Origin of the sequence: Silicimonas algicola (genome assembly GCF_003148765.1) — a bacterium.
Lineage (GTDB): Bacteria > Pseudomonadota > Alphaproteobacteria > Rhodobacterales > Rhodobacteraceae > Silicimonas > Silicimonas algicola.
In genome coordinates this window covers 646,791-673,267 of record NZ_QGGV01000001.1, presented here as the reverse complement: position 1 = coordinate 673,267, position 26,477 = coordinate 646,791, and the positions used below count along the sequence as shown (strand labels likewise).

26 protein-coding genes and 1 tRNA gene are annotated in these 26,477 nt (G+C 67.1%); 19 read left to right on the top strand and 8 right to left on the bottom strand.

Features of this window, described 5'->3' with window-relative positions; translation table 11 throughout:
* Positions 1-70 precede the first annotated feature (70 nt).
* Positions 71-2,239, top strand: coding sequence for an esterase-like activity of phytase family protein (locus C8D95_RS03410; protein WP_109757706.1), 2,169 nt, complete (start codon positions 71-73; stop codon positions 2,237-2,239).
* Positions 2,240-2,291: 52 nt separating this feature from the next.
* On the opposite strand, the gene C8D95_RS03405 is transcribed toward C8D95_RS03410, so the two are convergent.
* On the bottom strand, positions 2,292-3,056 hold the full coding sequence (locus C8D95_RS03405) for a dioxygenase family protein (protein WP_109757705.1): 765 nt from the start codon (positions 3,054-3,056) through the stop codon (positions 2,292-2,294).
* A gap of 111 nt (positions 3,057-3,167) precedes the next feature.
* On the opposite strand from C8D95_RS03405, the gene C8D95_RS03400 reads away from it, so the two are divergent.
* Together C8D95_RS03400 and C8D95_RS03395 are read left to right on the top strand one after the other, a co-directional pair.
* On the top strand, positions 3,168-3,701 hold the full coding sequence (locus C8D95_RS03400; protein ID WP_109757969.1) for an RNA polymerase sigma factor: 534 nt from the start codon (positions 3,168-3,170) through the stop codon (positions 3,699-3,701).
* Positions 3,694-5,718 carry a vWA domain-containing protein gene (locus C8D95_RS03395; protein WP_109757704.1) on the top strand — a complete coding sequence of 675 codons (2,025 nt, stop codon included), beginning with the start codon at positions 3,694-3,696 and terminating at the stop codon, positions 5,716-5,718. Before C8D95_RS03400 ends, C8D95_RS03395 begins: the two co-directional genes overlap by 8 nt.
* Positions 5,719-5,804: 86 nt before the next feature.
* Here C8D95_RS03395 and C8D95_RS03390 read toward each other — a convergent pair whose 3' ends face one another.
* Positions 5,805-6,641, bottom strand: a complete 837-nt coding sequence (locus tag C8D95_RS03390; protein WP_109757703.1) for a DMT family transporter — start codon at positions 6,639-6,641, stop codon at positions 5,805-5,807.
* 92 nt (positions 6,642-6,733) lie between these two features.
* Between C8D95_RS03390 and C8D95_RS03385 the strand changes: the two genes are divergently transcribed.
* The 3 genes from C8D95_RS03385 to C8D95_RS03375 all read left to right on the top strand — a co-directional run bounded on the left by C8D95_RS03385 (position 6,734) and on the right by C8D95_RS03375 (position 8,659).
* Positions 6,734-7,663, top strand: a complete 930-nt coding sequence (locus C8D95_RS03385; protein WP_109757702.1) for an AEC family transporter — start codon at positions 6,734-6,736, stop codon at positions 7,661-7,663.
* Positions 7,663-8,094 (top strand): YaiI/YqxD family protein, encoded by a 432-nt coding sequence (locus C8D95_RS03380; RefSeq protein WP_206508424.1) that lies wholly within the window; start codon positions 7,663-7,665, stop codon positions 8,092-8,094. Before C8D95_RS03385 ends, C8D95_RS03380 begins: the two co-directional genes overlap by 1 nt.
* An 85-nt stretch (positions 8,095-8,179) precedes the next feature.
* Positions 8,180-8,659, top strand: coding sequence for a VOC family protein (locus tag C8D95_RS03375; RefSeq protein ID WP_109757701.1), 480 nt, complete (start codon positions 8,180-8,182; stop codon positions 8,657-8,659).
* Positions 8,660-8,675: 16 nt separating this feature from the next.
* On the opposite strand, the gene C8D95_RS03370 is transcribed toward C8D95_RS03375, so the two are convergent.
* Complete coding sequence (locus C8D95_RS03370) at positions 8,676-9,029, bottom strand: DUF2200 domain-containing protein (protein WP_109757700.1); 354 nt, start codon at positions 9,027-9,029, stop codon at positions 8,676-8,678.
* A gap of 108 nt (positions 9,030-9,137) precedes the next feature.
* On the opposite strand from C8D95_RS03370, the gene C8D95_RS03365 reads away from it, so the two are divergent.
* From C8D95_RS03365 to C8D95_RS03355, 3 genes are read left to right on the top strand one after another with little or no spacing between them, the layout of a single operon-like run.
* Positions 9,138-10,100: a DMT family transporter gene (locus C8D95_RS03365; protein ID WP_109757699.1), complete on the top strand. Its 963-nt coding sequence runs from the start codon at positions 9,138-9,140 to the stop codon at positions 10,098-10,100.
* Positions 10,101-10,132: 32 nt separating this feature from the next.
* A complete protein-coding gene (locus tag C8D95_RS03360; RefSeq protein ID WP_109757698.1) occupies positions 10,133-10,747 on the top strand; it encodes an HAD-IA family hydrolase in 615 nt (204 codons plus the stop codon).
* Positions 10,744-11,670, top strand: a complete 927-nt coding sequence (locus tag C8D95_RS03355) for an alpha/beta fold hydrolase (protein ID WP_109757697.1) — start codon at positions 10,744-10,746, stop codon at positions 11,668-11,670. The genes C8D95_RS03360 and C8D95_RS03355 overlap by 4 nt, the downstream gene beginning before the upstream one ends.
* On the opposite strand, the gene C8D95_RS03350 is transcribed toward C8D95_RS03355, so the two are convergent.
* The 4 genes from C8D95_RS03350 to C8D95_RS03335 form a co-directional block, all read right to left on the bottom strand.
* Positions 11,667-12,908 (bottom strand): MFS transporter, encoded by a 1,242-nt coding sequence (locus tag C8D95_RS03350; protein ID WP_109757696.1) that lies wholly within the window; start codon positions 12,906-12,908, stop codon positions 11,667-11,669. The two genes, C8D95_RS03355 and C8D95_RS03350, sit on opposite strands and share 4 nt — an antisense overlap.
* Before the next feature lie 75 nt (positions 12,909-12,983).
* Entirely contained in the window at positions 12,984-13,424 is a 441-nt protein-coding gene (locus C8D95_RS03345; RefSeq protein WP_109757695.1) for an acyl-CoA thioesterase, read from the bottom strand.
* The gene (locus C8D95_RS03340; RefSeq protein ID WP_109757967.1) at positions 13,421-14,062 is read right to left on the bottom strand and encodes a GntR family transcriptional regulator; all 642 of its coding nucleotides are present in this window, start codon (positions 14,060-14,062) and stop codon (positions 13,421-13,423) included. The genes C8D95_RS03345 and C8D95_RS03340 overlap by 4 nt, the downstream gene beginning before the upstream one ends.
* 33 nt (positions 14,063-14,095) lie before the next feature.
* The gene (locus C8D95_RS03335; RefSeq protein ID WP_109757694.1) at positions 14,096-14,791 is read right to left on the bottom strand and encodes a M48 family metallopeptidase; all 696 of its coding nucleotides are present in this window, start codon (positions 14,789-14,791) and stop codon (positions 14,096-14,098) included.
* Between the two features lie 121 nt (positions 14,792-14,912).
* Here C8D95_RS03335 and C8D95_RS03330 point away from each other — a divergent pair, with 121 nt between their 5' ends.
* Positions 14,913-15,233: a TIGR02300 family protein gene (locus C8D95_RS03330; RefSeq protein WP_109757693.1), complete on the top strand. Its 321-nt coding sequence runs from the start codon at positions 14,913-14,915 to the stop codon at positions 15,231-15,233.
* Between the two features lie 75 nt (positions 15,234-15,308).
* Positions 15,309-15,384 (top strand) — tRNA-Ala (locus tag C8D95_RS03325).
* A 165-nt stretch (positions 15,385-15,549) separates the two neighbouring features.
* Here C8D95_RS03325 and C8D95_RS03320 read toward each other — a convergent pair.
* Positions 15,550-15,771 carry a hypothetical protein gene (locus C8D95_RS03320; RefSeq protein ID WP_109757692.1) on the bottom strand — a complete coding sequence of 74 codons (222 nt, stop codon included), beginning with the start codon at positions 15,769-15,771 and terminating at the stop codon, positions 15,550-15,552.
* 499 nt (positions 15,772-16,270) lie between these two features.
* Here C8D95_RS03320 and C8D95_RS03315 point away from each other — a divergent pair, with 499 nt between their 5' ends.
* From C8D95_RS03315 to C8D95_RS03280, 8 genes are read left to right on the top strand one after another with little or no spacing between them, the layout of a single operon-like run.
* Positions 16,271-16,951 (top strand): sugar transferase, encoded by a 681-nt coding sequence (locus tag C8D95_RS03315; protein ID WP_241239800.1) that lies wholly within the window; start codon positions 16,271-16,273, stop codon positions 16,949-16,951.
* Positions 16,951-18,732 carry a beta-galactosidase gene (locus C8D95_RS03310; RefSeq protein WP_109757691.1) on the top strand — a complete coding sequence of 594 codons (1,782 nt, stop codon included), beginning with the start codon at positions 16,951-16,953 and terminating at the stop codon, positions 18,730-18,732. Before C8D95_RS03315 ends, C8D95_RS03310 begins: the two co-directional genes overlap by 1 nt.
* Positions 18,719-20,974 (top strand): GumC family protein, encoded by a 2,256-nt coding sequence (locus C8D95_RS03305; protein ID WP_109757690.1) that lies wholly within the window; start codon positions 18,719-18,721, stop codon positions 20,972-20,974. The genes C8D95_RS03310 and C8D95_RS03305 overlap by 14 nt, the downstream gene beginning before the upstream one ends.
* Positions 20,971-21,885 (top strand): glycosyltransferase family 2 protein, encoded by a 915-nt coding sequence (locus C8D95_RS03300; protein ID WP_109757689.1) that lies wholly within the window; start codon positions 20,971-20,973, stop codon positions 21,883-21,885. The genes C8D95_RS03305 and C8D95_RS03300 overlap by 4 nt, the downstream gene beginning before the upstream one ends.
* Before the next feature lie 2 nt (positions 21,886-21,887).
* A complete protein-coding gene (locus C8D95_RS03295; RefSeq protein WP_109757688.1) occupies positions 21,888-22,592 on the top strand; it encodes a sulfotransferase family 2 domain-containing protein in 705 nt (234 codons plus the stop codon).
* Positions 22,593-22,647: 55 nt separating this feature from the next.
* Positions 22,648-23,982 (top strand): flippase, encoded by a 1,335-nt coding sequence (locus C8D95_RS03290; protein ID WP_109757687.1) that lies wholly within the window; start codon positions 22,648-22,650, stop codon positions 23,980-23,982.
* Positions 23,975-25,030: an acyltransferase family protein gene (locus tag C8D95_RS03285; protein WP_109757686.1), complete on the top strand. Its 1,056-nt coding sequence runs from the start codon at positions 23,975-23,977 to the stop codon at positions 25,028-25,030. Before C8D95_RS03290 ends, C8D95_RS03285 begins: the two co-directional genes overlap by 8 nt.
* Positions 25,012-26,469 carry an O-antigen ligase family protein gene (locus C8D95_RS03280; RefSeq protein ID WP_109757685.1) on the top strand — a complete coding sequence of 486 codons (1,458 nt, stop codon included), beginning with the start codon at positions 25,012-25,014 and terminating at the stop codon, positions 26,467-26,469. Before C8D95_RS03285 ends, C8D95_RS03280 begins: the two co-directional genes overlap by 19 nt.
* Positions 26,470-26,477: the final 8 nt, after the last annotated feature.

Sequence of the window (26,477 nt, the reverse complement as noted above, 5' to 3'; positions counted from 1 at the left end):
ATGCGACCGTTACACGGGCGTCACGGGTCGCGGTCTACAGGCGGGACAGGCATCAAACGGGGGACCCACGATGACATCGAGACTTCTTGCGGCCGTATCGGCCCTGTCGCTTTGCGCCGGCGGTGCGCTGGCCGAGACGGCGTTCAACCGCATCGCGAGCTTTCCGGTCGCGTCGAACCTGCCAGAAGGCACCGACGCCGGCCAGGAGACCTCGTCCGAGATCATCGCGGCGACCGAGGATGGCATGACGCTGGTCTACACCGACAGCCCGTTCGGGGTGGTGGGCTTCGTGGACATCACCGATCCCGCGGCCCCTGCCCCTCTGGGCGTGATCGAGATGGGGGGCGAACCGACCTCGGTCGTCGTGGCGAAGGGGTTCGCGCTGGCTGGCGTGAACACGTCGGACAGTTTCGCCAATCCGTCGGGTCAGCTTGCCGTGATCGACATCGCGGGCCGAAGCGTTGTCGCGACCTGCGACCTGGGCGGGCAGCCGGACAGCATCGCTCTGGCACCGGACGGCAGCTTCCTGTCGATCGCCATCGAGAACGAGCGCGACGAGGAGGCGGGCGACGGCCGGGTCGGCCAGATGCCGGCGGGGTTCCTGGTCATGGTGGACCTCGGCGCGGACGGGCAGCCGGACTGCGGGTCGCTGAAGACGGTCGACCTGACTGGCCTGGCAGAGGTGGCGCCGGAAGATCCGGAGCCGGAGTTCGTCGACATCAACGAGGCGGGCGAGACGGTCGTGACGCTGCAGGAGAACAACCACATCGTGGTGGTGGCGCGGGACGGGTCGGTGACGACGCATTTCCCGGCGGGGTCGGTGGACCTGGAGGGCGTGGACACCGGGGAAGAGGGCGCGCTGACTTTCGATGGCGAGATCTCGGTGCCGCGCGAGCCGGATTCGGTGAAGTGGATCGACGCCGACCACTTCGCGACGGCGAACGAGGGCGACATGGACGGCGGATCGCGCGGGTGGACCGTGTTCGCGAAGGATGGGACGGTCGTCTGGGACGCGGGCACGTCGTTCGAGTATGCGGTGGCCGAGATCGGGCACTATCCCGAGGGGCGGTCGGGCAACAAGGGCGTCGAGCCGGAGTCGGTCGGCACGGGCACCTTCGGCGGCACGCCAATGGTCTTCATAGGCTCGGAGCGCGGGTCGGTCGTGGGCGTCTATGACGCGACGGACGCCGCCAACCCTGTCCTGACGCAGCTTCTGCCGTCGGGCGTGGGACCGGAAGGCTTCGTGGCGATCCCGTCGCGCGACCTTTTCGTCAGCGCGAACGAGACCGACCTGGGCGAGGACGGCGCGGCGCGGTCGCATGTGATGATATATGCCTATGGCGAGGGTGCACCGTCCTATCCCATGCTGACCTCGGCCGGGCTGACGCAGGAGAACGGCGCGCCGGTCGGATGGGGCGCAATCTCGGGCATGGCGGCGGACGCGGACGGCTCGATCTGGGCCGTGAGCGACAGCGTCTACGGGATGCAGCCCTCGATCTTCCGGATCGACGCCTCGCAGAGCCCGGCGAGGATAACCGAAGTCATCCGCATCACCCGTGACGGCGCTCCGGCGCAGAAACTCGATCTGGAGGGCATCGCCCTCGACGGCGAGGGCGGGTTCTGGGTCGCTTCGGAGGGTCGGACCGACCGTCTGATCCCGCATGCTCTCTATCACGTCGGCGCGGACGGCGAGATCGAGGAGGAAATCGCCCTTCCCAAAGAGCTTCTGGCGGTCGAGCGCCGCTTCGGCTTCGAGGGCATCGCGAAGGTGGGCGATACCCTCTGGATGGCCATGCAGCGTGAATGGGATGACGATCCCGAGAACCACGCCAAGCTCGTCGCCTACAACATCGAAAGCGGCGAATGGGGTGCGGTCCATTACCCCAAGGCGGCGCCTGCAAGCGGCTGGGTCGGCCTGTCCGAGATCACCGTCCACGGCGACCACGCCTATGTCGTGGAACGCGACAACCTGATGGGCGACCTTGCGGTGACGAAGATCGTCACGCGCGTGCCGCTGGCCGAGATGGTGCCCGCGCCGCTGGGCGGGCCCCTGCCGGTCGTGACGAAGGAGACGGTGCGGGACCTGTTGCCCGACCTCGTGTCGACGGGCGGCTATGTGCTCGACAAGGTCGAGGGTCTGGCCATCATGGAAGACGGGACTGTCTGGGTCTCGACCGACAACGACGGGGTCGACGACCATTCGGGCGAGACGATGTTCTGGTCGTTCAAGGCGGATTGACTGCAGTTCGGACGATGATCGGGCCGCCGGGAGTCCCGGCGGCCTTTTCGTGTCAGGTCAGGCCGATGACGATGGTGCCCTTGTAGCCCTGCGCGGGCGACCCCGAGAGCTTCAGCATCTGCGCCTCGATCTGTTCGGGCGTGTTGTCGGCGAAGATCATGTCGCGCTCGAAGCTCTGGCGGGACAGGTTGCGGGTGCCGTTCACATAGGCCGGATGCGCCTCGTAGACGTCAGCGCATTCAGCGTAGGGCAGCGAGATCTGCGAGGTGAGGCTGCTTTCCCCGCCTGTGATCGCCTGGGCGCTGTCGAAGACCTCCAGGTGGAAATGCGGCCATCGGCCGGGGTAGCAGCCGGGGAACACGGTGGTGAAGCGAACGATGCCGTCGTCGCCCGAGACGCCGACGCCGCGGAGGTAGTTGGCCTGCTCGTCCTCGTAGAGCGAATAGCGCCCGGCGGCGTCGCAGTGCCAGAGGTAGAGCGCCCGGCCCGGCAGGGGGGCGCAGTCGCCGGCCGAGACGAGGGAGAGTTCGAGAGTCAGCGGCACACCGTCGGCCACGGGCGTCATGCCGGCGAAGCTGGGGCGCAGATCCTCGCGCAGGACGCCCGCCTCGGAGAGGACGTCGAAGCTGGCGCGGCCCTGGCTGCCATCGGCCGGGAACGGGCCGGCCGTCTCGTTCGAGAAGCCGACACAGGACAGCGCCTGGGCGGCGGCGGGTCCGGCAACCGCGGCGAGGGCGCCTGAAAGGACTGCCCGGCGGCGGAGAAGGCGGGGGAGATCGGCGCGGAGGCCGCCATCGTGATCGTGCGTATCGGTCATGCGTCTGCTCCTTTCGGGGTACAACGCACGAGACACGGAGGCCCGTCGAAATTTTTCGTGAGGACGGCCAAGGATTGACCGGGCGCGTGCGTCCTACCAACCGTGATGCGCATGGATACCTCGGACGAGACACTGGCGCGCGAGGCGGCGGGCGGCGACGCGGCGGCGTTCTCGGCGCTGGTGACGCGGCATTATGACCGGCTGTTCCGCTTGTGCTTCCGGCTGACGGGCGTCCGGACCGAGGCAGAGGATCTGTGCCAGGACATCTGCGCGGCCCTGCCCGCCAAGGTCAGGGCCTTTCGCGGCGAGGCGCGGTTCACCACATGGCTGTGGCGGGTCGCGGTCAACGCGGCGAACGACCGGCGGCGGCGGGCGGCGACGCGCGCGCGGACGGCGGATGGCTGGGGCGACGTCGAGGACGCGCGGCGGGCCGAGGCGGCGGAGGCGGCGGCGGCGATGGATTGGCTGGCGCGAGCGATGCGCGCGCTGCCGGACGAGTTGCGGGACACGGTGGCGCTGGTGATGGACGAGATGACCCATGCCGAGGCCGGAGAGATCCTGGGCGTGAGCGAGGGCACGGTGAGCTGGCGGATGTCGGAGGTGAAGAAGCGCCTTCGCGCGATGAAGGAGGCCGTGGATGGCTGAAGAACTCGACGACCTGAAGCGCGCCTTCGAGGCGGCGACGCCCGCGCCCGACGAGGCGCGGAAGCGGGAGAATATCGCGCTGGCGCAGAAAAATTTCGCGGACCTCCAAGGATCGCGCGACGCGGCGCGTCTGACTGTTCGGAAAGGCCGGATGTCCCGGCTTCTGGACGGAGTGAAACCGATGTTCCATGCCCTTTCGACCAAAGGCGCCCTGACCGTGACCACCGCCATCGTGGCGGTGGGGCTGCTCGTGATCCTGCCGAAGGACGCGATGAAGTTGCCCGTCGGCGGCGATGTGCTGACGCAGAGCGAGGGCGCGGCCCCGCCCGCCGTCGAGCAGCCGAAGGTGGCCGACGACGCGTCGGGCGGCGCGACGGGTGCGACCTCCTCCATCGTCGCGGCGGAATCGCTGGCCGAGATGTCCCCTGCCCCGGTTCCGGTGGCGCCGTCGGCCGACGCCTTGTCGCGCCAGCGCTCCGAGGATCTGGCGACCCAGGCGCCTGCCGCCGAAGAGTCCGAGGCCTTCGCCGACGGCGACATGGCCGCGCCGGCGCCGAGCGTCGCGATGCGCGAGAAGCGTCTCGTTGCGCCGGGCGACGGCATGATCGTTCTGCCCGAGAGCGACACCGAGGCCTTCGCGAATGCCGAAACCTCGCCCCTGAAGGTGACGGCGGAGGAGCCGGTGTCGACCTTCTCGATCGACGTCGATACGGCGAGCTATGCCGTGGTGCGCTCCTCGCTGATGGTGGGCGCGATGCCGCCGCGCGAGGCGGTGCGGGTCGAGGAGATGGTGAACTATTTCCCCTACGCCTATCCCGCGCCCGAGGGCGACGATCCGTTCCGGCCTACGGTGACGGTGATGGACACGCCGTGGAACCCGGGCACGCAGCTTGTGCATATCGGCATCCAGGGGACGCTGCTCCCCGTGGCAGACCGTCCGCCGCTCAATCTCGTGTTCCTGATCGACACGTCGGGATCGATGCAGGACGCGAACAAGCTGCCGCTTCTGAAGCAGTCGTTCCGGCTGATGCTGTCCGAGCTTCGGCCCGAGGACGAGGTCTCCATCGTCACCTACGCAGGTTCGGCGGGTCAGGTGCTGGAGCCGACGCGGGCGGCGGAGCGCTCGACGATCCTCGCAGCGCTCGACCGGCTGGAGGCGGGCGGCTCGACCGCCGGACAGGAGGGTCTGCAGCAGGCCTATGCGGTGGCGGAAGGCATGGCGGGCGACGGCGAGGTGACGCGGGTGATCCTGGCGACGGACGGGGACTTCAACGTAGGGCTGTCCGATCCCGAGGCGCTGAAGGACTTCATCGAGGAGAAGCGCGAGGCCGGGACGTACCTGTCGGTGCTTGGTTTCGGGCGCGGCAACCTCGACGATGCGACGATGCAGGCGCTGGCGCAGAACGGGAACGGGACGGCGGCCTATATCGATACGCTGTCGGAGGCGCGGAAGGTGCTGGTCGACCAGTTGACGGGCGCGCTGTTCCCGATTGCGAACGACGTGAAGATCCAGGTGGAGTTCAACCCGGCGGAAATCGCGGAATACCGTCTGATCGGCTATGAGACGCGGGCGCTGAACCGCGAGGACTTCAACAACGACCGGGTGGACGCGGGCGACATCGGCGCGGGTCACACGGTGACGGCTCTCTACGAGGTGACGCCGGTGGGATCCGAGGCGGTTCGCAACGGGCCGTTGCGGTACGGCGAGGCGGCGGCGGTGTCGGACGGGTCGGACGAGCTTGGGTTCTTCAAGCTGCGCTACAAGCGGCCGGGCGAGGCGCAGAGCACCCTGATCGAGGAACCGATCCTGGCAGGACAGGGCGAGGTCTCGGACGACGCACGCTTCTCGGTCGCCATCGCGGGCTTCGGGCAGTTGCTGCGGGGCGGCGAGTACCTGGGGTCCTGGGGCTGGGGCGACGCCATCGCCCTGGCGAACGGCGCGCGAGGGGCGGACCCCTACGGCTATCGCGCCGAGGCGGTCACGCTGATGCGGCTGGCCGAGACGATGGATCGGTGAGACGGGCATGCGAGGGGCGCTGCCCCTCGCGCTCCCCGGCGTAATTCGGGCAAGATGAAGGGGGCGGGTTTCCGCCCTCTTTTCGTTCAGAGGCGGGTCAGGACGACGCCGCCGAGGATCAGGACGGCGGCGAGCGCCTTGACCCTGTCCATACGCTCGTGGAAGGCCAGCCAGCCGATGAGGACGGCGAAGAGGATCGAGGTCTCGCGCAGCGCGGTCACGAGGGGGATCGGCGCCTGCGTCATCGCCCAGACGGCGATCCAGTAGGCGCCGTAGGAGAAGATCGCTGCCACCGCGCCGAGACGCCAGGCGGACCAGGGCGCGCGGATGACGCCGGGACCGCGGAGCGCCATCGTCACGGGCGTGAACATCACCGCGTCGAGGATGAAGAGCCAGGCGACGTAGGCGGTGGCGTCGCCCGAGACACGGGCGCCCACGCCGTCGACCAGCGAATAGCCCGCCGTCATCGCCGCCGAGCCGAGAGCGAGAGGGATGAGGCGTCGGGATTCGCCGGAGCGGATTGCGCCGTGGCCCATGGCGAGGATGCCGAGGCCGAGGACGAGGATCGCCACAACGTCGAGCTGACGGAGGGGGTCGTCGAGGACCACTGCGCCGATGGCGAGAACGGCGAGCGGGGCCGCACCGCGCGCGATGGGATAGACGCGCGAGAGGTCGCCGTTCTCGTAGGCGAAGGCGAGGAAGATCTTGTAGCCCGAGTGAAACACGCCCGAGGCGAGAAGCCAGAGCCATGCCTCGGCCTTCGGCACGGGCGAGACGAAGGCCACGATCACAGCCAGTCCCCCCTGCACGAGGGTCATGATGAGCATGCTGGTGACCTTCGCCGTCCCGATGCGGATGATCGCGTTCCAGGTGGCATGGAGGAGCGCGGCGCCGAGGACCGCGAAGAAGACCGTGAGGCTCATGTCCTCCGGTAGCGCCGCGCCGGAAGCGCCGCAAGCGGGGACGATGCCGTGGGCTCTTTTTACCGTCCCGCCCGCGTGATAGCGGGGTCGGCATGTGGGAGATCTTCCTCAAGACGCTGCCGTTCTTCGCGGTGATCGGCCTTGGCTATGCCTCGGGCCGGGCGCGGTTCTTCACCGAGGAAGCGACGGCCTACCTGACGAAGTTCGTCTTCTATTTCGCGCTGTCGGCGATGATCTTCCGCTTCGTGGCGACGCTCGAGATCGGTCAGATCCTCGACTGGACGTTCATCGCGGCCTACCTGAGCGCCACCATCGTCGTGTATTTGATCGCGACGGCGGTCGCATCCTTCCGGGGGATCGGGCTGGCGGTCGGCGCCGTCGAGTCGCAATGCGCGGTGATCGGCAACGTGGGCTTCCTGGGCGTGCCGATGTTCGCGCTTCTCCTCGGGCCCGAGGCGCCGCGGCCGGTCATCATCATGCTGACCTGCGACCTGATCGTGTTCTCGTCGCTGATCGTGATCCTCATCACCGTGTCGCGCGAAGGGCGGCTGTCGCTGGGGATCCTCAAGACGGTGCTGCTGGGGCTGGTGAAGAACCCGATGATCGTGTCCATCGTCCTTGGCATGGTGTGGTCGTCGTGGAAGCTGCCGATGCCGCAGCCGGTGGACGAGTTCCTGGTGCTTCTGGGAGCCGCCGCCACGCCGGGGGCGCTTTTCGCCATCGGCGCCTCGCTGGCGTCTCGGTCGGCCGAGCGGATGTCGGTGGCGCTGTGGCTGTCGTTCTGCAAGCTGGTCCTGCATCCGGCCGCGGTCTTCGTGACCGCAATCCTGATCTTCCCGGTCGACGCCTTCGCGGCGAAAGTCATGGTGGCCGCCGCCGCCCTGCCCGTCGCGGGCAACATCTTCATCCTTGCGCAGCATTACGGTGTTGCGCCGCAGCGCGTGTCGTCGGCGATCCTCGTGTCGACGGCGATCTCGGTCGTGACGGTGGCGGCCGTCATCGCCTGGCTGAGTCCGTTCTGATGATCTGGGTCGATGCCGATGCCTGCCCCGTCAAGGCCGAGGTCGAGCGCGTGGCGACGCGTCGGCAGGTGAAGGTCGCGATGGTGTCGAACGGGGGCATCCGGCCATCGCCCAATCCGCTGATCGAGAGCGTCTACGTCGCCTCGGGCGCGGACGAGGCGGACAAGCACATCGCCGAGCATTGCGGGCCGGGCGACGTGGTCGTGACGAATGACATGCCCCTGGCAGCGAAGTGCGTGGCGGCTGGCGCGGTCGTCCTGAAGCCGAACGGCGAGAGGCTGACCGAGCGGAACATGGGCGAGGCGCTGGCGATGCGCGACCTCGCCGCCGACCTGCGCGCGGCGGATCCGTTCCGTCAGGGCGGCGGCAAGGGGTTCAGCAAGGCGGACCGGTCGCGGTTCCTCGAGGCTCTGGAGCGGGCGCTGCGCTGAATTTCGCGACTCCGGCGAAAAGGCATTGGCGGTTCCTCTCTCTCACATTACGTTTATATCAACGTAATTGACAGGGAGATTCGAAATGGCCACCCCGAAGAACATGATCTGCGTCTGGTACGACAAGGATGCCGAGGCCGCGGCGCGCTTCTATGCCGAGACGTTCCCGGATACGACGGTCGATGCCGTGTACCGGGCGCCCTCCGACTATCCGTCCGGGAAGGCGGGCGATGTTCTGACCGTCCTGTTCACCGTCATGGGCATTCCCTGCATCGGGCTGAACGGCGGGACGACGTTCAAGCAGAGCGAGGCCTTCTCGTTCCAGATCGCGACCGACGACCAGGACGAGACGGACCGCTACTGGGACGCCATCGTCGGCAACGGCGGACAGGAGAGTGCCTGCGGCTGGTGCAAGGACAAGTGGGGCGTCAACTGGCAGATCACGCCGCGCACGCTGACCGAGGCCATGGCGGCGGGCGGCGACGAGGCGAAGCGCGCCTTCACGGCGATGATGGACATGGGCAAGATCGACGTCGCGGCGATCGACGCGGCCCGGCGCGGCTAGGTCAGGCGGGGCCAGGTCAGGCGGGGCGGAGGATCTTCTCCATCTTTCGCCCGTTCGCCAGTTCGTCGACGAGCTTGTCGAGGTAGCGGATCTCGCGCATCGTCGGCTCTTCGATCTCCTCGACCCGGATCCCGCAGATGAGGCCGGTGATCTGCGTCCGCGCCGGGTTCATCGCGGGCGCGCGGTCGAAGAAGGTCTCGAAGTCGGTGCCGTCGGCGATGACCGTTTCGAGCGCCTTCCGGTCATAGCCGGTGAGCCAGCGGATGATCTCGTCGACCTCTTCCTTCGTGCGGCCCTTGCGCTCGGCCTTGGCGACATAGTGCGGATAGACCGAGCCGAAGCTGGCGGTGTAGATCCGGTGTTTCTTCACGACAATCCTCCTCGCCCGCCCGACCTTTCCATTACGCCGCGTCGCAGGACTGCGGGCAAGAGCGAGGTGGGTCTTTTCCCGGACCTCGGAGCGGGCTAGTTGCGGGGGATGCGTATCGATGCCGCCCCTACCCCGGCGCCTTTCGTGGGCGCTCTCTGGGCCATGCTGGCCGTCGCGTGCTTCAGCACGACCGACGTGCTGGTGAAGTTCCTGTCGGACGGATACGCGCTTTACGAGGTGATGTTCATCCGGACGCTGTTCGGGATCCTGTTCCTTCTGGGCGTCATTCTGCCCCTGACGCGGGCGAGCCTTCGGATCTCGCGGGTGTGGCTGCATCTGGCGCGGGGGCTGTGCGTCTTCGTGGCGAACCTGTTCTTCTTCCTCGGCCTCGCCGCCATGCCCCTGTCCGAGGCGACGGCGATCTTCTTCGTCAGCCCGCTTCTGATCTCCGCCTTCTCGGTGTGGTTCCTGCACGAAACGGTCGGGCCGAGGCGGTGGATCGCCATTGCGGTCGGTCTCGTCGGCGTCGTCGTCGTGCTGCGTCCGGGGACGGAGGCGTTTCAGGCCGCGGCCCTGCTGCCGCTCTTCGCGGCGACGGGCTATGCGCTTCTGCACACCATCACGCGGGCGATCGGGGCAACCGAGAACGCGACGGCGATGGCGTTGACGATCCAGTTGACGTTCCTCGTCATTTCGGGGGCGGCGGGGATGTTGCTTGGACATGGTGGATACGATGTCTTCGACCACCCTTCGGCGCATTTCCTTTTGAGAGCCTGGACCTGGCCGGCGACGAGCGATGTCTGGCTTCTGGCGCTTCTGGGCGTCAGCTCGGCCATGGGCGGCTTCTCGATCAGCGAGGCGTTCCGCCGGGCGGAGGCGGCTTTCGTCGCACCCTTCGAATATATCGCATTGCCGATGGCGGTGTTCTTCGACCTGACGGTCTTCGGTGTCCTGCCAGATACCGTTGCCTTCGCGGGCATCGCGCTGATCCTCGTCTCCGGCCTCGTCCTGATCTGGCGCGAGGCAGTGGCGCGGCGGCGCGAGGTGCTGGACGCGCCGAACCGTCTCTGAGACAAGGGCCGAAAGGCAGTCTGGAGGCAGGGATGGTCAGGGCAGTCGTCTGGGACATCGGCAACATCTTCGCGCGTTGGGAGCCCGAGGCGCACTATGACCGGCTGATCGGGCGCGAGCGGCGCGAGAGGCTGTTCGCCGAGACCGCGCTGCACCGGATGAACGAAGCCATCGACCTCGGGACATCGTCGCGGGACGCGGCCTATGCGCACGCCGAGTTGCACCCGGACTGGAGTGACGAGATCCGGCGCTGGAGCGACGACTGGGAAGAGACCTTTCGGACGGCGGTGCCGGGAACGGCCGAGGTCTTTCGCGAGGTAAAGGCCGCTGGCATGCCCTGCGTGTCCCTGTCCAACTTCGGACCCGACACGATGGAGCGCGCGAAGGCGCTGCACCCGGTGCTGCGCGAGTTCGACCGCGAATTCGTCTCTGCGCATCTGGGCGTCGCGAAGCCCGACCCGGCGATCTACGAGGCGCTTGAGGTCGGGATGGGCCTGTCGGGGGCAGAGCTGATCTTCACCGACGACAAGCCCGAGAACCTTGCGGCCGCCGAGGCGCGGGGCTGGAAGACGCATCTTTTCACCGAAGCGGACGGATGGCGCGCGCGGCTCGTGGCGGAGGGTGTCCTGCCGGGCGGCGGGGCATGATCTGGCCTTGGGTGCTGGGCGGCGTCGCGCTGGCCGTGGCGGCCGCGCCGGCCATCGCCGAGGCGATGCGAATGCCGGTGACGACGCGGCGCCGATCCGAGGCGCCGGGCGAGATCGCAGAACTTCCGGGCGGGGCCACGCACTATCGCTGGACGGGCTCGGACGGAGACCCGGTGGCGGTCTGCATCCACGGACTGTCGACGCCCTCCTACGTCTTCGCAGCGACCGAGCGCAGTCTCGCGCGGCTGGGCTATCGCGTGCTGACCTACGACCTTTACGGGCGCGGCTATTCCGAAAGGGCGCGCGGCGCGCAGGGAGTCGATTTCTTCCTGCGGCAGTTGCGCGAGCTTCTGCGGGACCAGGCCGTGACGGGTCCGCTGACGGTCCTGGGCTACAGCATGGGCGGTCAGATCGCGGCGGCCTTCGCGGCCGAGGAGGCGTCGCGCGTCGAGGCGCTGATCCTGATTGCGCCGGCGGGTCTCGTGCCGGCCGAGAAGACGGAGTCGGGCTGGCTGTGGCGCGCGCCGCTGATCGGCGGCTGGCTGACGCGCGTGCTGGGCGGCATCGCGTTGAGACGCGAGTTGATCGAGAACCGCTCGACGCCGACGGTCATCCCCGACTTCGAGGACCGTCAGGCCGCCGAGACGCGGACGCGCGGCTATCTGCCCGCCCTTCTGTCGTCGCGGCGGCATCTTCTGGCCCATGCCTCGCACGGCGATCATGTGCGCATCCGCGACCACGGCACGCGCGTGCTGGCGATCTGGGGGGCGGAGGATCCGGTGATCCCGCTGGCCGCGATGGGCAAGCTCGCCTCGCTCAACCCGCGGGCGCGGCATGAGCAGATCGCCGGCGCCGGGCACAACCTTCTTCAGACCCATCCCGCACAGGTGGCCGAGGCGCTGCGGACGTTCCTGGCGCCCTAGGCCGGCACGACGGGAAGGTCGCGCCGCTCTTCACGGACAGGCAAGTGGATGATCGCGCTGAAGGCGCCGATGCCCACGCCGATCCACCAGACCATCGTGTAGCCGCCGGTGAGGTCGTACATGCGTCCGCCGAGCCAGACACCGAGGAACGAGCCCAACTGGTGGCTGAGGAAGACGAAGCCGTAGAGCGTGCCCATGAAGCGCAGCCCGTAGAGATGCGCGACGAGGCCCGAGGTCAGCGGCACGGTCGCGAGCCAGAGCGCGCCCATGAAGGCCGAGAACAGCAGGACCGACGCCGGCGTGATGGGGGCGAGGATGAAGGCCGCCGCGACGATGGTTCGCAACGTGTAGATCCCCGCCAGCAGGTACTTCTTGGTATAGCGCTTGCCGAGCCAGCCCGCCGTCAGCGTGCCCACGATATTGAAGAGACCGATGAGCGAGATCGCCGCCGCTCCGAGCGCCGAGGTCGTGGTGATCCCGATGGAGTGCAGCACGCCGCCCTGCATGATGGGGCCGCACATCTCGGTCACCAGGGCCGGGAAGTGGGCGGTAATGAAGCCGAGCTGGTAGCCGCAGGAGAAGAAGCCGAGGAAGATCATGCCGTAGGACGGGTCACGGAAGGCGCGGCGCAGGACGGTGCCCATGCTTTCCTCGAGTTCGGCCTTCGACACGGCGGGCGCGCGGATCATCGGCAGGACTGCGAGGGCCGCGAGGATCAGTCCGGCGAAGACGACGAAAACCGACTGCCACGGCATGACGGCGAGGAGGCTTTCCGCCACGAGCGGGCCGACCACCTGCCCCGCCGAGCCTGCGGCGGTGGCAATTGCCAGCGACATCGAGCGGTTCTCGTCCGACGAGGCCCGGCCCACGATGGCGAGGATGACGCCGAAGCCCGTCCCCGCGATGCCGAAGCCGACAAGGACCTCGAGGCTCTGCATGACGTAAGGGGTCGTCGCGACGGACGACAGCGTGAGGCCGGTGGCGTAGAGAAGGGCGCCGAGGATGATGGCCTTCCGGTCGCCGATCTTCTCGGCCATCGCGCCGAAGAGCGGCTGGCCGATGCCCCAGAACAGGTTCTGGATCGCGATGGCGAGCGAGAACTCCGCCCGCGCCCAGCCGAATTCCTCGGCGATGGGGATCTGGAAAATCCCGAAGGACGAGCGGGCGGCGAAGCTGACGAGGACGAGGATGCAGCCCGCGATCAGGACGGGCGTGAAGAGAGGCGCGGGCGGTTTCATGCGTTTCGTGTCTGCGCAATCCCCGGCTGGGTCAAACGCAATTTATTGATGCCAGCGTTGACGGTACGCGATGGATCAGGCGGCAGGGAAGAGGCGTGCGAGCACCTGCCGCGCGGCCTCGGGGATCGGCATGGGACGGTGGGTGCCACGGACGACGTGGACGTGAACGAAGCGTCCGTCCGCGGCGGCCGTGCCGGAGCCTTCGGCGAAAAGGCCGATGTGGTAGACGGCGGAGGTCGTGCCCAGATGCGCGATGCGGAGCCCGGCATCGACCCAGCCCGGGAACGCCAGTTCGGAATGGTAGTGGCAGCCGGTTTCGGCGACGAGGAAATAGGCCTCGGCGCCGGTCTCCGCGAGGAGGCCTTCCTCGATCAGCCAGCCGTTCACCGCCGTGTCGAAGAGCGCGTAGTGGACGGCGTTGTTCATGTGGCCGTATTGGTCGTTGTCCATCCAGCGGGTTTGGAGGCGGCGGAACACCGGATAGTCGTCGCGGCGCGACGCGGGCGTCCGCGTCATACGGCGAGCATCCTCAGCCCCTTTGTCACGTCGACCCGGACGGCGAGGCGAAGTCCCGGCTCGTCTCCCGCGCGGAGGGCGGCGAGGATCTGGCGGTGCGCTTCGGGCGGGGTGCCCTGCCGCATCCGACCGTAGAGCTTGCGCATCGTCGGGCCGAGCTGGAGCCACACGGTTTCCGCCATCTGGAGCATCGCCGGCGCCTGGGCGCGAAGGTAGAGCGTGCGGTGGAATTCGAGGTTGCGGCGGATGTAGGCCACCGCGTCGCCCTTCGCGACGGCCTCGGCCACGGTGGAGTTGATCGCCGTCAGCCGGTCGATGAGGGCCAGGTGCGCGCGCGGCAGGGCGCGGCTGGCGAGTTCGGTCTCGATCAGCGCGCGAAGGGCGGCCAGTTCCTCGATGCGCTCGTTGGTCAGTTCGGGCGTCGAGACGCGTCCCGAGGCCGAGAAGGTCAGCGCGCCCTCGGCCACGAGGCGGCGGACGGCCTCGCGCGCGGGGGTCATCGAGACGCCAAAGTCCTTGCCGATGCCCCGAAGCGTCAGCGCGGCGCCCGGTTCGATCTCACCGTGCATGATCTGGCCGCGCAGGCTGCGGTAGACCTGGTCGTGGGCCGAGGGCCGTGGCTCGATGGTTCGGGTCATGGGCGCGAGTGTGATCACAGCGCCCCCGGCCCGTCAATCGGCCGAGAAGCGGAAGCGATGGAGCGCCGCGCCCTCGCGCCGAAGCCATGCGCGCGGCGCGGCGTAGGTCGGGCAGAGCGCGCAGACCTCTGCCCAGAAGGCGGGTGAGTGGTCCATGCGCGCCAGATGGGCGACCTCGTGCGCCGCGACGTAGTCCAGCACCTCGGGCGGGGCGAGGATCAGGCGCCACGAGTACATCAGGTTGCCGTCGGTCGAACAGGAGCCCCATCTCGACCGGGTGTCGCGCAGGGTCAGGCGGGAATAGCTGCGGCCGAGCGCCCTGGCGTGGCGATCCGAGGCCTGCGCCAGCCGGTCGCGGGCAAGCGACTTCAGAAGCGCCGCGATGGCCGGACCCTCACGGCCCGCAGGCGCGGTTATGGACGACGGCAGGAGACGCGCCGACCGGCCCGTGCCCGGGACAACGCGGCGGGCGATGCCCTCCACCGGCACCTCGGCGCCTTCGGTCACCCGCACCTCGTCCGGTCGCCGCGACAGGGCGCCCGCGATCCAGTCGGATTTCTCCTCGACGAAGCGGCGCGCCTCGCGGTCGGACACGCCGGGCGGCAGCGTCAGCGTCACCTTTCCATCGAGCGAGGACACCCGGAGCGACAGACGCCGCGCACGCCGCGACCGGCGCAGTTCGACCGCCGTCCCCTGCCCGTCTGCCAGTCTGATGAGACCCTCGCCCATGCGCGGCACGCTAGCCGCCCCGCGGTCGTTTCGCCAGAGGTCCCGGAAAGCCTTTGACAGTGCCCCGCCAGTGTGGCAGGTGGCGCGTCGATCCTAGAGACAGACAGGAAAGTGAGCGACAATGCCCAAAGAAGACTGGGGCACGAAGCGTGTTTGTCCGACCACGGGCAAGCGTTTCTACGACCTGAACAAAAGCCCGATCGTCAGCCCCTATACGGGCGAGGTCGTGTCTCTCGAGACCGGCAAGGGCCGGCGCAGCCTCGTGGCCGACAAGCCCGACCGCTCGGCGAAGCCGGAGGAACCGTTCGAGGAAGACGATATCGTCCTGGACGACGAGGATGACAGCGCCGATCTCGGCGACGACGTTCTCGAGGACGACGACGACGAGGACGATGTCTCGCTTGACGACATCGCGGACGTCAGCGCAGACGACGAAGACTGACCGTTTTTTGGCTTGCGCCGAAAGGGCGGAGCCATTAACTCACGCTGGCGCGGAGCGATCCGCGCCAACCCGGATGGGGCCTTAGCTCAGTTGGGAGAGCGCTTGCATGGCATGCAAGAGGTCAGGGGTTCGACCCCCCTAGGCTCCACCAAATCCTCTGAATTCTCCCTTGGCAGCCAGTCGCGAACTGGCCCTTGACGTCGTGATGGCTGCGGGTGGGCGCCTCCTGCGGAATGCGCGCACACCTGTCGATCCGCGCAACCTCCGGCAGGACGAGGTCGGCCGGCTTGTCAGTCCTGACGGCTGTCGCTTTCCATCAGGATGGGCGACCCTCGGTCTGATCGCTGGGGTCCTCGTCGGCTTCCGAAGCGCCGGACAAGCGCTGAGCGAACCAGAAGATGGTGGCCGAGCCGATCAGGGCCAGGCATCCGCTGACGACGTAGATCAGGAAGGCCATCAGGAGGGATGCGCCGAGGATCAGCGCCACGACGGCGGCGGCACAGGCAAAGATCAACGCGATCAGCGCGAAACGCACCATGTCGAAACAGCCGCCCCCGTCAGCCCCAGTACACCTTTCATAGCGCGATACGCCACCAATGGCGATTCCATACTGGTGACGGCGGTTGCGGCGCCCGACGATTCGGGTCCGCCACAATTCGAGCGGTCATTTTCGAATTACGAATACGCTCAAAGCTTCAGCGGAAATCCGCGATGACTTCTGCAAGTCAAGGCATTCGGCGGATCGCGACCTGCGTGAATGATCTTCATTTGCGCTGAATACGGCAATATCAGGGCCGCTCTAGGCGGCTTTTCGCAACTGCAGAAACTTTGGCTGTCGCCTCGCCCAACTCCGCCATAAGCCTTGAGTCGGGTGTGGGATGCATGGTGCGCGAAGCGGCCATGAGGATCGGGAGCGTGTCGATAACCGCACTCCGACAGCCGGGACGAGTCCGCTGTCAGATGCCGCCCCATACCCTCATGTAGCTGCTTCCAATAGAGAATATGACCGGAGGCCGCTTCGCATGAAGAGCCTACGCATGAATGAAGCCATCAAGATGACGCCTGCGGACGGTCAGGCGGGCATTCGTACCGACGCCCACTCGGTCCGGTTCCATCAAGGCGCGCTGAAACGCGCATTCGACCTCGTTTTCGCGTTGATGCTCCTGCCGATAATTGCGCCTGTGATTCTCGCATTGGCCATCGCGGTAAAGCGCGATGGCGGCCCGGCTTTCTTCGGCCATAGGCGCGTGGGTCGAGACGGCAAGTTGTTCCGCTGCTGGAAGATCCGCACCATGGTGGTGGATGCGGACCGGAAGCTGAGCGACCTGCTGGCAAGCGACCCCCAAATCGCGGCGAAGTGGCAACGCGACTTCAAGCTCGACCGGGATCCGAGAACGACCTCCTTCGGTCAGTTCCTCAGAGAGACAAGCCTCGACGAGCTGCCCCAGATCTGGAACGTCCTGACGGGCGAGATGAGTTTCGTCGGACCGCGTCCGGTCGTTCCGGACGAGTTGAAGAAGTACGGCGCGCAGGTCTGGGCCTATCATGCCTGCGTTCCGGGGATCACGGGCCTTTGGCAGGTCTCGGGACGCAACGACATCAGCTATGACGAGCGTGTCAGGCTCGACGCCCTGTATCTGCAGAACAAGTCGCTGATGCTGGACCTCAAGGTCCTTGCAATGACGGTCATTTCGGTCGCCGGCAGGACGGGCAAGTAATGCCGCTCACCGTGACCCGAGGCGTCGACCGGCGCGAGTTCATCCTGGGTGCGACTGCGGCAGGCATCGCCAGTCAGGCCGTCGGTCAGCAGGCGACAGCCCTGGCGCCGGCGCAAGGCCGGTTCGGCGCCCAGACCCACTTCGGGCACATCGACTGGTCCAAGGATGTCGTCGGGACGCTCGGAGCTCGGGGGATCCATCTGACCCGGATCCGCGACGAGCTGTTCTGGAACCTTCTCGAACCCGAGCGAGGCGTCTACGACTGGACCTACGGCGACCGGGTCATGTCCGACCTGGCCGCGACCGGCGCGCGCGTGATCCTTGGCTTCGGCTTCGGAAATCCGCTCTACAACTCGCCGGGGCACTCCTTTCCCGACACCGACGAGGCGCGGACGGCCTTTGCCGACTATGTCTACGCGGCCCTGGACCGCTATGCAGGAGCGGCGGGAAAGTACCCCGGCCTCATCGCGGGCATCGAAGTCTGGAACGAAGCGAACGGCAACTGGAACGGCGGGTACGGGCAGCGAGAGATGGCTTTCCTGCTCGCGGAGCTGACCGGCCGCGTTTTTCAGCGCGTCCGGGCGGATAGCTCGTTCGACGGGATCCCCGTGCTGGGATGCGCCGCCGTCGGTGTGCCGCTTCGCTTCATCGACAGGTGCTTCGCCCAGGGAATCGGCTCGTCGATCGACAAGGTCGTGGTGCACCCCTACGGCTCGCCCGAAGCTTTGCTGAAGGAAGTCACCTGGCTTCGCGACCGCCTCGACCAGAACGGCCACGAGCAGGCGATCTGGGCCACAGAGTTCGGCAATCTCACCTCCGCCGACGACATGGTAAAGACACTGGCGGCAGTGGCGGCCGCTCCGCTCGAGGTCGCGAGTTACTATCTCTCGAAATCGGACGATCACTTCGCCTCGGGACTGATGGATGCCCGAAATCGCCTCACCCGTGTCGGTCAGGCGTGGACCGCTTGGGCGGACATCCTGAGCACATCCACCTTCATCGAACGTGAGACTCTGTCGCGGCGGCTGTACTCGCTCCGGTTCCGCACGGCGGATGGTTCGACGCTGCGGGTCTGCTGGTCAAGGTGGGGGTCTGCCCCGCTTGCCGTCGCCGGAGCGCACGTTGCCCGCGATGCCTTTGGCCGAAAGGTCCCGACGCAACAGCAGTATGACGTCGACGTGGCTCCGCTGATCCTCGTCGGCGACGCCGTCCTGGCCAGCGCCCCGGGCGACAGACGGGTGCTGGCCGAAGCCTTCGACGACTTCGATCTTTCGCCCGGACGCAACGGGTGGAGCTATCACTCCCGCACCGTCGACCGGACCGAGGAGATGGAGCCTGGATACGGAAACGATCGGGGCACGTCATGGGGCCTGGCGGCGGGGGGAGCGGCTTCGCTGACCGCACATGGAGCGCACCCGGGCGTCGTCGGCGGGGTTCCGGTCGAGGCGGTGCGCCGGTGGACCGCACCATGCTCGTGCGCCGCCACCCTTTCTGGCTCGGCCATGCGGGGGGCGGACGGAGACGGTGTCGACGTGTCGATCCTGAAGAACGGCGAGCCGGTCTTCGTGCGGCACGCGCTTTTGGACGGAACCGCTGAGTTCGACGTGGGCCTCGACATCGCCGAGGGCGATCACGTCGATTTCGTCACCGCTCCACGCGCCGACCAGCATTTCGATTTCACGCGATGGAATATTCTCATCTCGACCGCACAACCCGAAGCCGCGCTTGAGGGCGCGGTGCAGGCCAATCAACAAGGTGAGGCTGTCCATGGGACGCTCTGAACCGTACTACTCGGTCCCCTCCGCGCGGACCGAACCCGCCATGACCGGCACACAGGATCTCGAATCGCTCGGCGCGCGGCAGGCCCTGGACGCGCTCTGGCGGGGCAAGATGCTCATCGCCGCCATCGCCGCTGCAGGGGCGATCCTCGCCCTCGCCTTCGCTCTTGTGATGACGCCCACCTACGACGGCAGGGTCCGCATCGCTCTCGAGACCCGCAACATGGCGCAGGACGCGGGGGCCGGCCAGAACGAGGAAACCGAGATCAGCAACGCGACGTTCCTGACCGAGATGCAGGTGCTTCGCTCGCCTGTCCTGCTCGCCAAGGTGGCAGAGGAACTGAACCTCGCCTCGGTGCCCGAATTCGGCGCGGCCGATGCGCCGGCCTTGCCCTGGTTCTCGGACGGCGAGGCGCTGGCGCCGGTCTCTCCCCAGCAGGTCGTGGAGCGTCTCGGCAAACACGTTCAGGTTCTGCGCGACGGAACGTCCTATGTCATCACGATCGTGACGACGTCGGAGGATCCCGAACTGGCCGCAGCGATCGGCAACGAGGTGGCCGAACAATACATCGCGTGGCAGCACGGACGGCGGCAGACATCGCTGCTGCGAATGACGGATTGGCTTGAGACCCGGATCGAAACCATCCGCGCGCAACTGGAGGAGGCGGAAGAGCGCGTCGCCTCGACGAGATCGAGCAACCTCGCCGAAAGCGGCGTGACGCAGGGCGCCCTGGAAACGAGGCTGGCCAGTACAAACGACGAATTGACGCGGCTTCGGACGGAGTTGGCGGCGCATGAGGTTCGGTTCGAGGAATTCGAGCGGCTCAAGGCGGCGGGTTCGGATGCGGCGACCGCAGTGCCCGCTGAAAGCGACACGATCTCGAGCCTGAAGCAGAGGCTCGCGGAACTTGGCGCGAACAAGGTCGACATGATCGCCAACGCGGGAAGCGGCACCGACCGGATCGATCGCATCGAGGAATACGAGACCATCGTCCGGCAGGAGTTGTCGGCTGCGATCGAGACGCAACTCTCGAGCCTCAGGAATATCGCGGTCCGCCAGGTCGAGCTTGCCTCGGCGGAGGTCCGGAACATCGAGGAACAGCTTCAGACACTTTCGGAAGGCTCCCTGGTTCTCAGGCAACAGGAACGCGAGGTGTCGTCGCTTCAGGACGTCTACAGCAACCTCCTTACCTTGAGAAACCAAAGCGACGCGCGGCAGCCGATGCCCGTCGTCGAAGCCAGCCTTCTGGCCACCGCCGACGTGCCGGGCGACCCGAGTTCGCCGAGGACGAAGCTGATCGTGGTGATCGGCGGTCTTCTTGGCCTCTTGATCGGCCTTGGCTGGATCGGGTTCCGGCATCTGACGAACCCGGGCCGGCTTCTGCGCGAAACGGTCGAAAGGGAATTCAGGCTTCCGCTCCTCGCGGAAGTGCCGCGCGGCAAACTGGGCGGGGGTGGCGTGTCGGAGTGGATGCATCGTCCCGAGGGCGTCGCCTTCGTCGAGGCCATGCGGCAGGTCCGGACTTCGCTTCTGTTCTCGGCGACGAGCGAGCCGAAGGTCGTGATGGTCACCAGTGCCGACGCAGGCGACGGCAAGACGACGATGACCATCGCCCTTGCAACGCTCTACGCCAGTGTCGGCAAGCGAGTCCTCGTGCTGGACGGAGATCTGAGGCGGTCGAACCTGACGTCGCTGACGACCAAGAACGAGGAGCAGAACCTGACGGCGCTTCTCAACGGCGACGTGTCGGTGGAAGAGTCGATCGTGCTGGACCCGGACCTGAAGTTCGATGTCCTGACCTTCGCCAACTCGATGACGCCCGCTTCGGTCGACGCCTTGTCGATGCCGTCGTTCGAGGCGTTGATAAGGCGGTTGCGCGCGAGCTACGACCTAGTCCTCATCGACACCCCGCCGGTGTCCTTCGCGTCGGATGCCCTCGTCATTGGCACCCTGGTCGATGCGTCCCTCTTCGTGACGCGCAACGGCGGGACGAGGCTCGACTCCGTGCGGCGTGCGCTGTCCCGGTTGCTGGAAATGAAGATTCCGCTTGCGGGCGTGATCGACAACATGACGTCCGAAACGTCCATGCAGACGCGCTATCCCTCGGACCCACGTCCCGACACCTGGCAGCGCCCGCTCAGCTCGAATGCCGTCCAGTACCGGCAGTCCGTGGCCTACCAGGTCCCGGCGGAGAATTTCCATTCCGCGCGCTCGATTGGTCCCCGCAGGATGGGCAGGCCATGAGCGACGGACGTCAGCCAGTGATTTCGCTCGTGGTCGCGACCATCGGCGAGACGCCGCATCTCGCACGGCTCGCGCGGTCGCTGGGAGCGCAGGAGTTCCGCGATTTCGAGGTGATCGTCGTGAACCAGGGAGCCGAGCGCGCCCTCGACGACTTCGAGGCCGCGCTTCCCGACTGGGTCGCGCTGACCAAACTCCGATCCGCGCGGGGGCTGTCTAGGGCGCGCAACGTCGGCCTGAAGGCAGCGCGTGGGCGGCTCGTCGCCTTTCCCGATGACGATTGCTGGTATCCGCAACACCTCCTCGGTCACGTCGCCTCTTCGTTCGGTGCGGAGGAGGATCTGGACATTCTCACCTGCGCCACGCGTGACGCGGAAGGGGCGCATTCGAACGGAACCTTCCTGGCGCGTTCCGAGCCCCTGACGCATCGCAACGTCTGGAAGGCCGGAAATTCGAACGGCATTTTCCTGCGCCTCGCGCCGGCCCTTGCCGTGCACGGGTTCGACGAGACCCTTGGCGCTGGCTCGGGCTCGCCCTTCGGCTCGGGCGAAGAGACCGACCTGCTCCTCCGGCTGATCCGTGAGGGGTCGCGCGGTCGTTTCGATGCGGACCTCTTTGTGCATCACGATCAGGTGGACCGAACGCCCGACGCCGGCGCCCTGCGGCGCGCCCGCCTCTATTCGACGGGCTACGGGCGCGTCCTGAGGCTGCACAGATACACTCCGGCCTTCGCTGCCTACCGCGCCGTCAGAAGCGTGACGGCGGCACTTCTGGCCGGAGGACGCGGACATGTGAGGGAGGGTCAGCGGCGCCTGATCTGGGCGGCCGGGATACTCAGGGGCTACGCCGCCCCGCTTGAGACGGCGACGGGCTCCATGCGTCCCGATGTCTTCGCTGCCTCTGCGGGAGACTAGCGATGGGATACGCGAGAGATGTCGTGGACAGCGTCCAGTATCTGGCAAACCGGTCACGGGACGCTTTCGAGGCCGGCTGGCGGCGCGAGACAGCGCAGCGTTCGCCCTACCAGGCGTGGAACGACCGGCACGAGGCGATCTTCGTCCACATACCGAAGGCGGCCGGGCAGTCGGTCAAGGCTGCCCTGGGTCTCGAGGACGATCCCAGGTTTGGCCATATCTCGGCGGAAGGGCTGCGTCACGCCGATCCCGACCGCTTTGCGCGCTACACGAGCTTCGCCGTCGTGCGCCATCCCGTCGACCGTCTGCGATCCGCGTTTCACTACCTGACGTCCACGACACCCTACGCCCACGACCGGGCCTGGGCCCGGCGGCATCTGTCCGGCATCCAAAGCTTCCCCGAGTTCGTGGAGCGGCTGAACAACCCGCTCTTCCGGGCCCGCGTCATGCCCTGGATCCACTTTCGGCCGCAGGCTCACTTCGTGACGGACACCGATGGCAGCCTCATCGTGGACCGAATCTTCCAGCTTGAGACCCTGGATACCTCGTTCGCCGAGTTCTGCCGGGAGATCGGTATCCATCGGCCCCTCGGCACGGCGAACGCCAGCAGGCCGCAGGGTCGGGACGGCGGCCTCGACGCGGACCAGAGAAAGATCGTGCAGGGCCTCTACCAGGAGGACTTCGACCTTCTGGGGTTCGCTCCGTGAGCGCCGTCATGAGCAAACGAGCCGTCACGTCCATTGCGCCGGGGCGCCGCTCGACATGACGTTCGAAAGCACCGTCTCTTCCGGCTCCGGCCCCCGCCACACGCGAGCGGGAGTAAGGAAGTACCTGACCAACGCGGGAGCGTTGATCCTCGAGCGCGCCGCATTCGCCGGCATAAACCTCGTCGTCGGCATGTTTGTCGCGCGCTATCTGGGGCCCGGGGACTTCGGGCTGTTCAACGTGCTGATTTCCGTCGTCACCATTTTGGCGGCGGTCGCGAAGCTGGGGCTCGACGGTATCCTCGTGCGCGAACTTCTTGTCCGCGCCGAAGACCGACGGCTCGACCTGAGCGTCGCGTTCTGGCTGATGGCGGCCAGCTCGGTCGTCTTCTCGTTCGGCCTGATCGCCGCGATGGTGATGTCGGGCGTGTCGCAGGATGTCGTGATCTACACCGCGCTCGCCTTGTCGCTCGTCGCGGTTCAGCCGTTCACCGTGATCGACATGGCCTTTCAGGCCGACGTCCGCGCGGGCATCCCGGCGGCCTCGCGCGTCGCCGTCATGCTGGTCGGGGCGGCGCTGAAAGTCCTTGCGGTCGTCTCGGGCGCCCCGCTCCTTGCCTTCTTCGTCATCCTCGCGGTCGAGCAGGTCATCCTCATCCTGTCTTACGTCCTGGCTGCCAGGATCTTCGGCGTCACGGGCTATGTCGCCAGCTTCTCGACAGCGCGGGCGCGGGAGCTGCTTTCATCGTCCTGGCCGATGCTGGTGAGCGCCATCGCGGTGTCGATCAACATACGGATCACGCAGATCCTGGTCGCCGGGCTGATGGATGCGAAGGCTGCGGGCGTCTTCGCCGCGGCCTCGCGCATCTACGAGGCGTGGATCTACATTCCCTACGTCTGCCTCCTGGCCGTCACGCTCGCCCTGGTCAACGCGCGACAGGGCAACCGCGACCTCTACCTCCGCCGCCTCGTGATCGTCACGCGCATCGTCCTCGGCCTTTCGCTTGCCGTGTTCGTGTTCTTCGCGGCCGTCGGACGACCCTTCATCGAGCTGACGTTCGGCGAGGCCTACGCGGCTTCCTACATGCCGCTGTCGATCCTGATGATGTCGACGATACCGGCCGCACTTGGAACCGTCACCGCGAAGTACTTCGTCTTCGAAGGGCGCGAGAGAGCCGTGGCATCGCGCACCATCCTCGCGGCCGCCCTGAACATCGCGCTCTGCGTGCTGCTGATTCCGCTTCTCGGCGAAACCGGCGCTGCGCTTAGCGTCCTCGGTTCGCTTCTTGCTGCGAACTACGGCTGGCTTTGGCTTCGTCGGGCGGATCGAGAGATACTCACCGCCACCCACGATGCGGCCTTCCCCTTTGTGAGAAAGCGGCGCGATGCCTGACGCTGCTTCAGCTTTCGCCGGACGCGACCGCGGCATCGACTGCGCACGCGGTCTCGCCATGATCCTCGTCGTTCTCGGGCACAATGCGGCCTTCGCGATCCTCGCGCCGGGTGTGGTGAGCCTTGTCTTCACCTTCCATGTGCCCGCGTTCTTCGTCATCAGCGGATGCCTGCTCCGGCCCGATCGCTTCGATGCCTGGCGCGCCGCGCGGCGCATACTCGTGCCGTTCCTCCTCGTCGGCATCGCGCTGGCCCTTGCGAAATCCTACCTGCGGGAAACGGACGCCTCGCTCGCATTGCTCGGGTTGTTGTGGGGAACGGGGGCTACCCTGCCATCCTCGCAACTCTGGTTTCTGCCGGCACTTCTGCTGACGCTTCTGGCATCAGTTCTCCTGCTCGATGTCGTGAAGCGATGGTCCGTCCCCCTGCCGCTGGCCCTGTTAGCGCTGCTGCCGATCGCGTGGCTTGCTCTGCAGCTTCCTGCGCCACCCCTCGAAGTTCTTCGACGACCGGGAGAGGCCTCGCCCCTTGGCTGGCCGGGCAACCTGGATCTCGTCCCGATGGCGTGCTTCTTCACCCTCTTCGGGTTTTTCGCGATGTCGAAGGGCCTGCTGCAGCGTTTGCCCGACTGGGGCGTCCTTCCGGCACTGGCGGTTGTCGTCCTGTGCTTCGCCCTGGGCGCCCGGACCGACCTGAACCTGCGCGTCGTCGAGGCTTTCCCACTGGCCGTCGCCGCCGGAATCGCGGGAAGCATCGCGGTCAGCCTGGCCGGCCGGTGGATCGCCAGACACGGGGCGTGGCCGGCGGCAGCGCTCGACGTCATCGGCCGTCATTCGATGGCGATCCTGGCCTTCCACGTCCTTGCCCAGAACACCGCCATCACCCTGGCCACCTGGCGCGGCGCGGGCGTGTCCGAGCTGGTGGTGGCCGCCGGACTGGGGCTCGCGATCGGTCTCGGCTTTCCGCTTCTTCTCGTCCGGGCGTTCGACGTCATCCAGCCCCGGGGCTTCTTCCTGACGGAGGCGCGGAAGTGCAACCCACGTTTCTAGGCCTCCTCGTCGCCGCTCTCGGTCTTGCCGTGCTGTTCCGGCGCGAAGAGGTCGTCGTGAAGACCGCGCTGCTGCTCACCCTCCTCGGATCGGGAGCCGTGGTGAACCCGCCGTCGCTCGGGGGCGCGTCCATCCTGGCCGCTCCGGCCTTTACCGGGTTCATCGCCTTGAGAAACCTGATGACAAAGGGCGGAGCCCTGCGCTTCCTTGCGGCCTTCCGCGTCGGAAGCCCCGGTTTCTGGCTCCTGCTCGCCATCCTCTACGGCGCCGTGGCGGCGTTTCTCATCGGCCCCTTCTTCCACGGCAAGATCGAAGTCTACCCTGTGTCCCGTCCCGCGCCGGAAGGCGAACCGACCTTCCTCTTTCCCTTCGAGCCCATGTCGGGAAACCTGACGCAGACGGTGTATTCCATCGGCCAACTGGTCCTCTACGGCAGCGTGACGGCCCTGATCGCCACGCGCCGCAGCCACCGTGCGGTGCTGGACGGCCTCGTCTTTCTCGGTGTCGCTCACGTCGCCATTTCGCTGATCGACCTTGCGACCTACTACAGCGGGACCGGCGTTCTTCTCGACTGGTTGCGGACCGCCACCTACACGAGCTGGACCGACAACGAGATTGCCGGCTTCAAGCGCATCAGCGGGCTTTTTCCCGAGACGTCGATGTATTCGATCTATGGGATGACCATCCTCGGCATGACGTTGAGGCTGGTGCTCGCCCGCTACCGGACGAGGATCACGCAGCCGGTCTTCTACATGACGCTCGTCCTTCTCATCCTTTCGACGTCCTCCACAGCCTACGCGGCCCTGACGGTGGCCTCGGCGCTGTTCCTTCTCGTGGCTCTCAAGGACGCCTGGCTGCTGGAGCGGTTCCGGACCATGCGGGTCATCCTCGTCTGCGGTCTGGCGCTGTTCCTTGTCGCCGCGACCCTGCTTCTGCTGGCGCCGGGTCTGGGGGACCAGGCGCGCGTCCTGATCGACGAGACGATCACCAACAAGATGAGCTCGACCTCGGGCGCCGAGAGGTCGAACCTGAACGCAGGCGCCTTCAAGACGTTCTTCGACACCCTGATGCTCGGCGCGGGGATCGGCAGCGTGCGGACGTCGAGCTTCGTCCTGACGCTTCTGTCGAACCTGGGGCTCTTCGGGACGGTATGCTTCTGTCTCTTCATCGCCAGCCTGTTCGGTCGGGACACGTCGGTCCGGGACTGTGATCCGGAGACCAGGGTTCTGGCCAACGCGGCGCGGTGGGGCGTCATCTCCGGCCTCATCGCGGCGTCAGCATCCTTCCACGTCTTCGATCTCGGACCGCTCTTCTACACGCTGGCCGCGCTTTCGCATCCCCGGTTGCTGGTGGCGGTCTCGCTGCCTCCCACTCATGCCGCCAGACAGTTTGCCCGGCGGGGCTCCTCCCCGACCGGCACCTTCGCGCGCGGCGCCTGAACAGGACA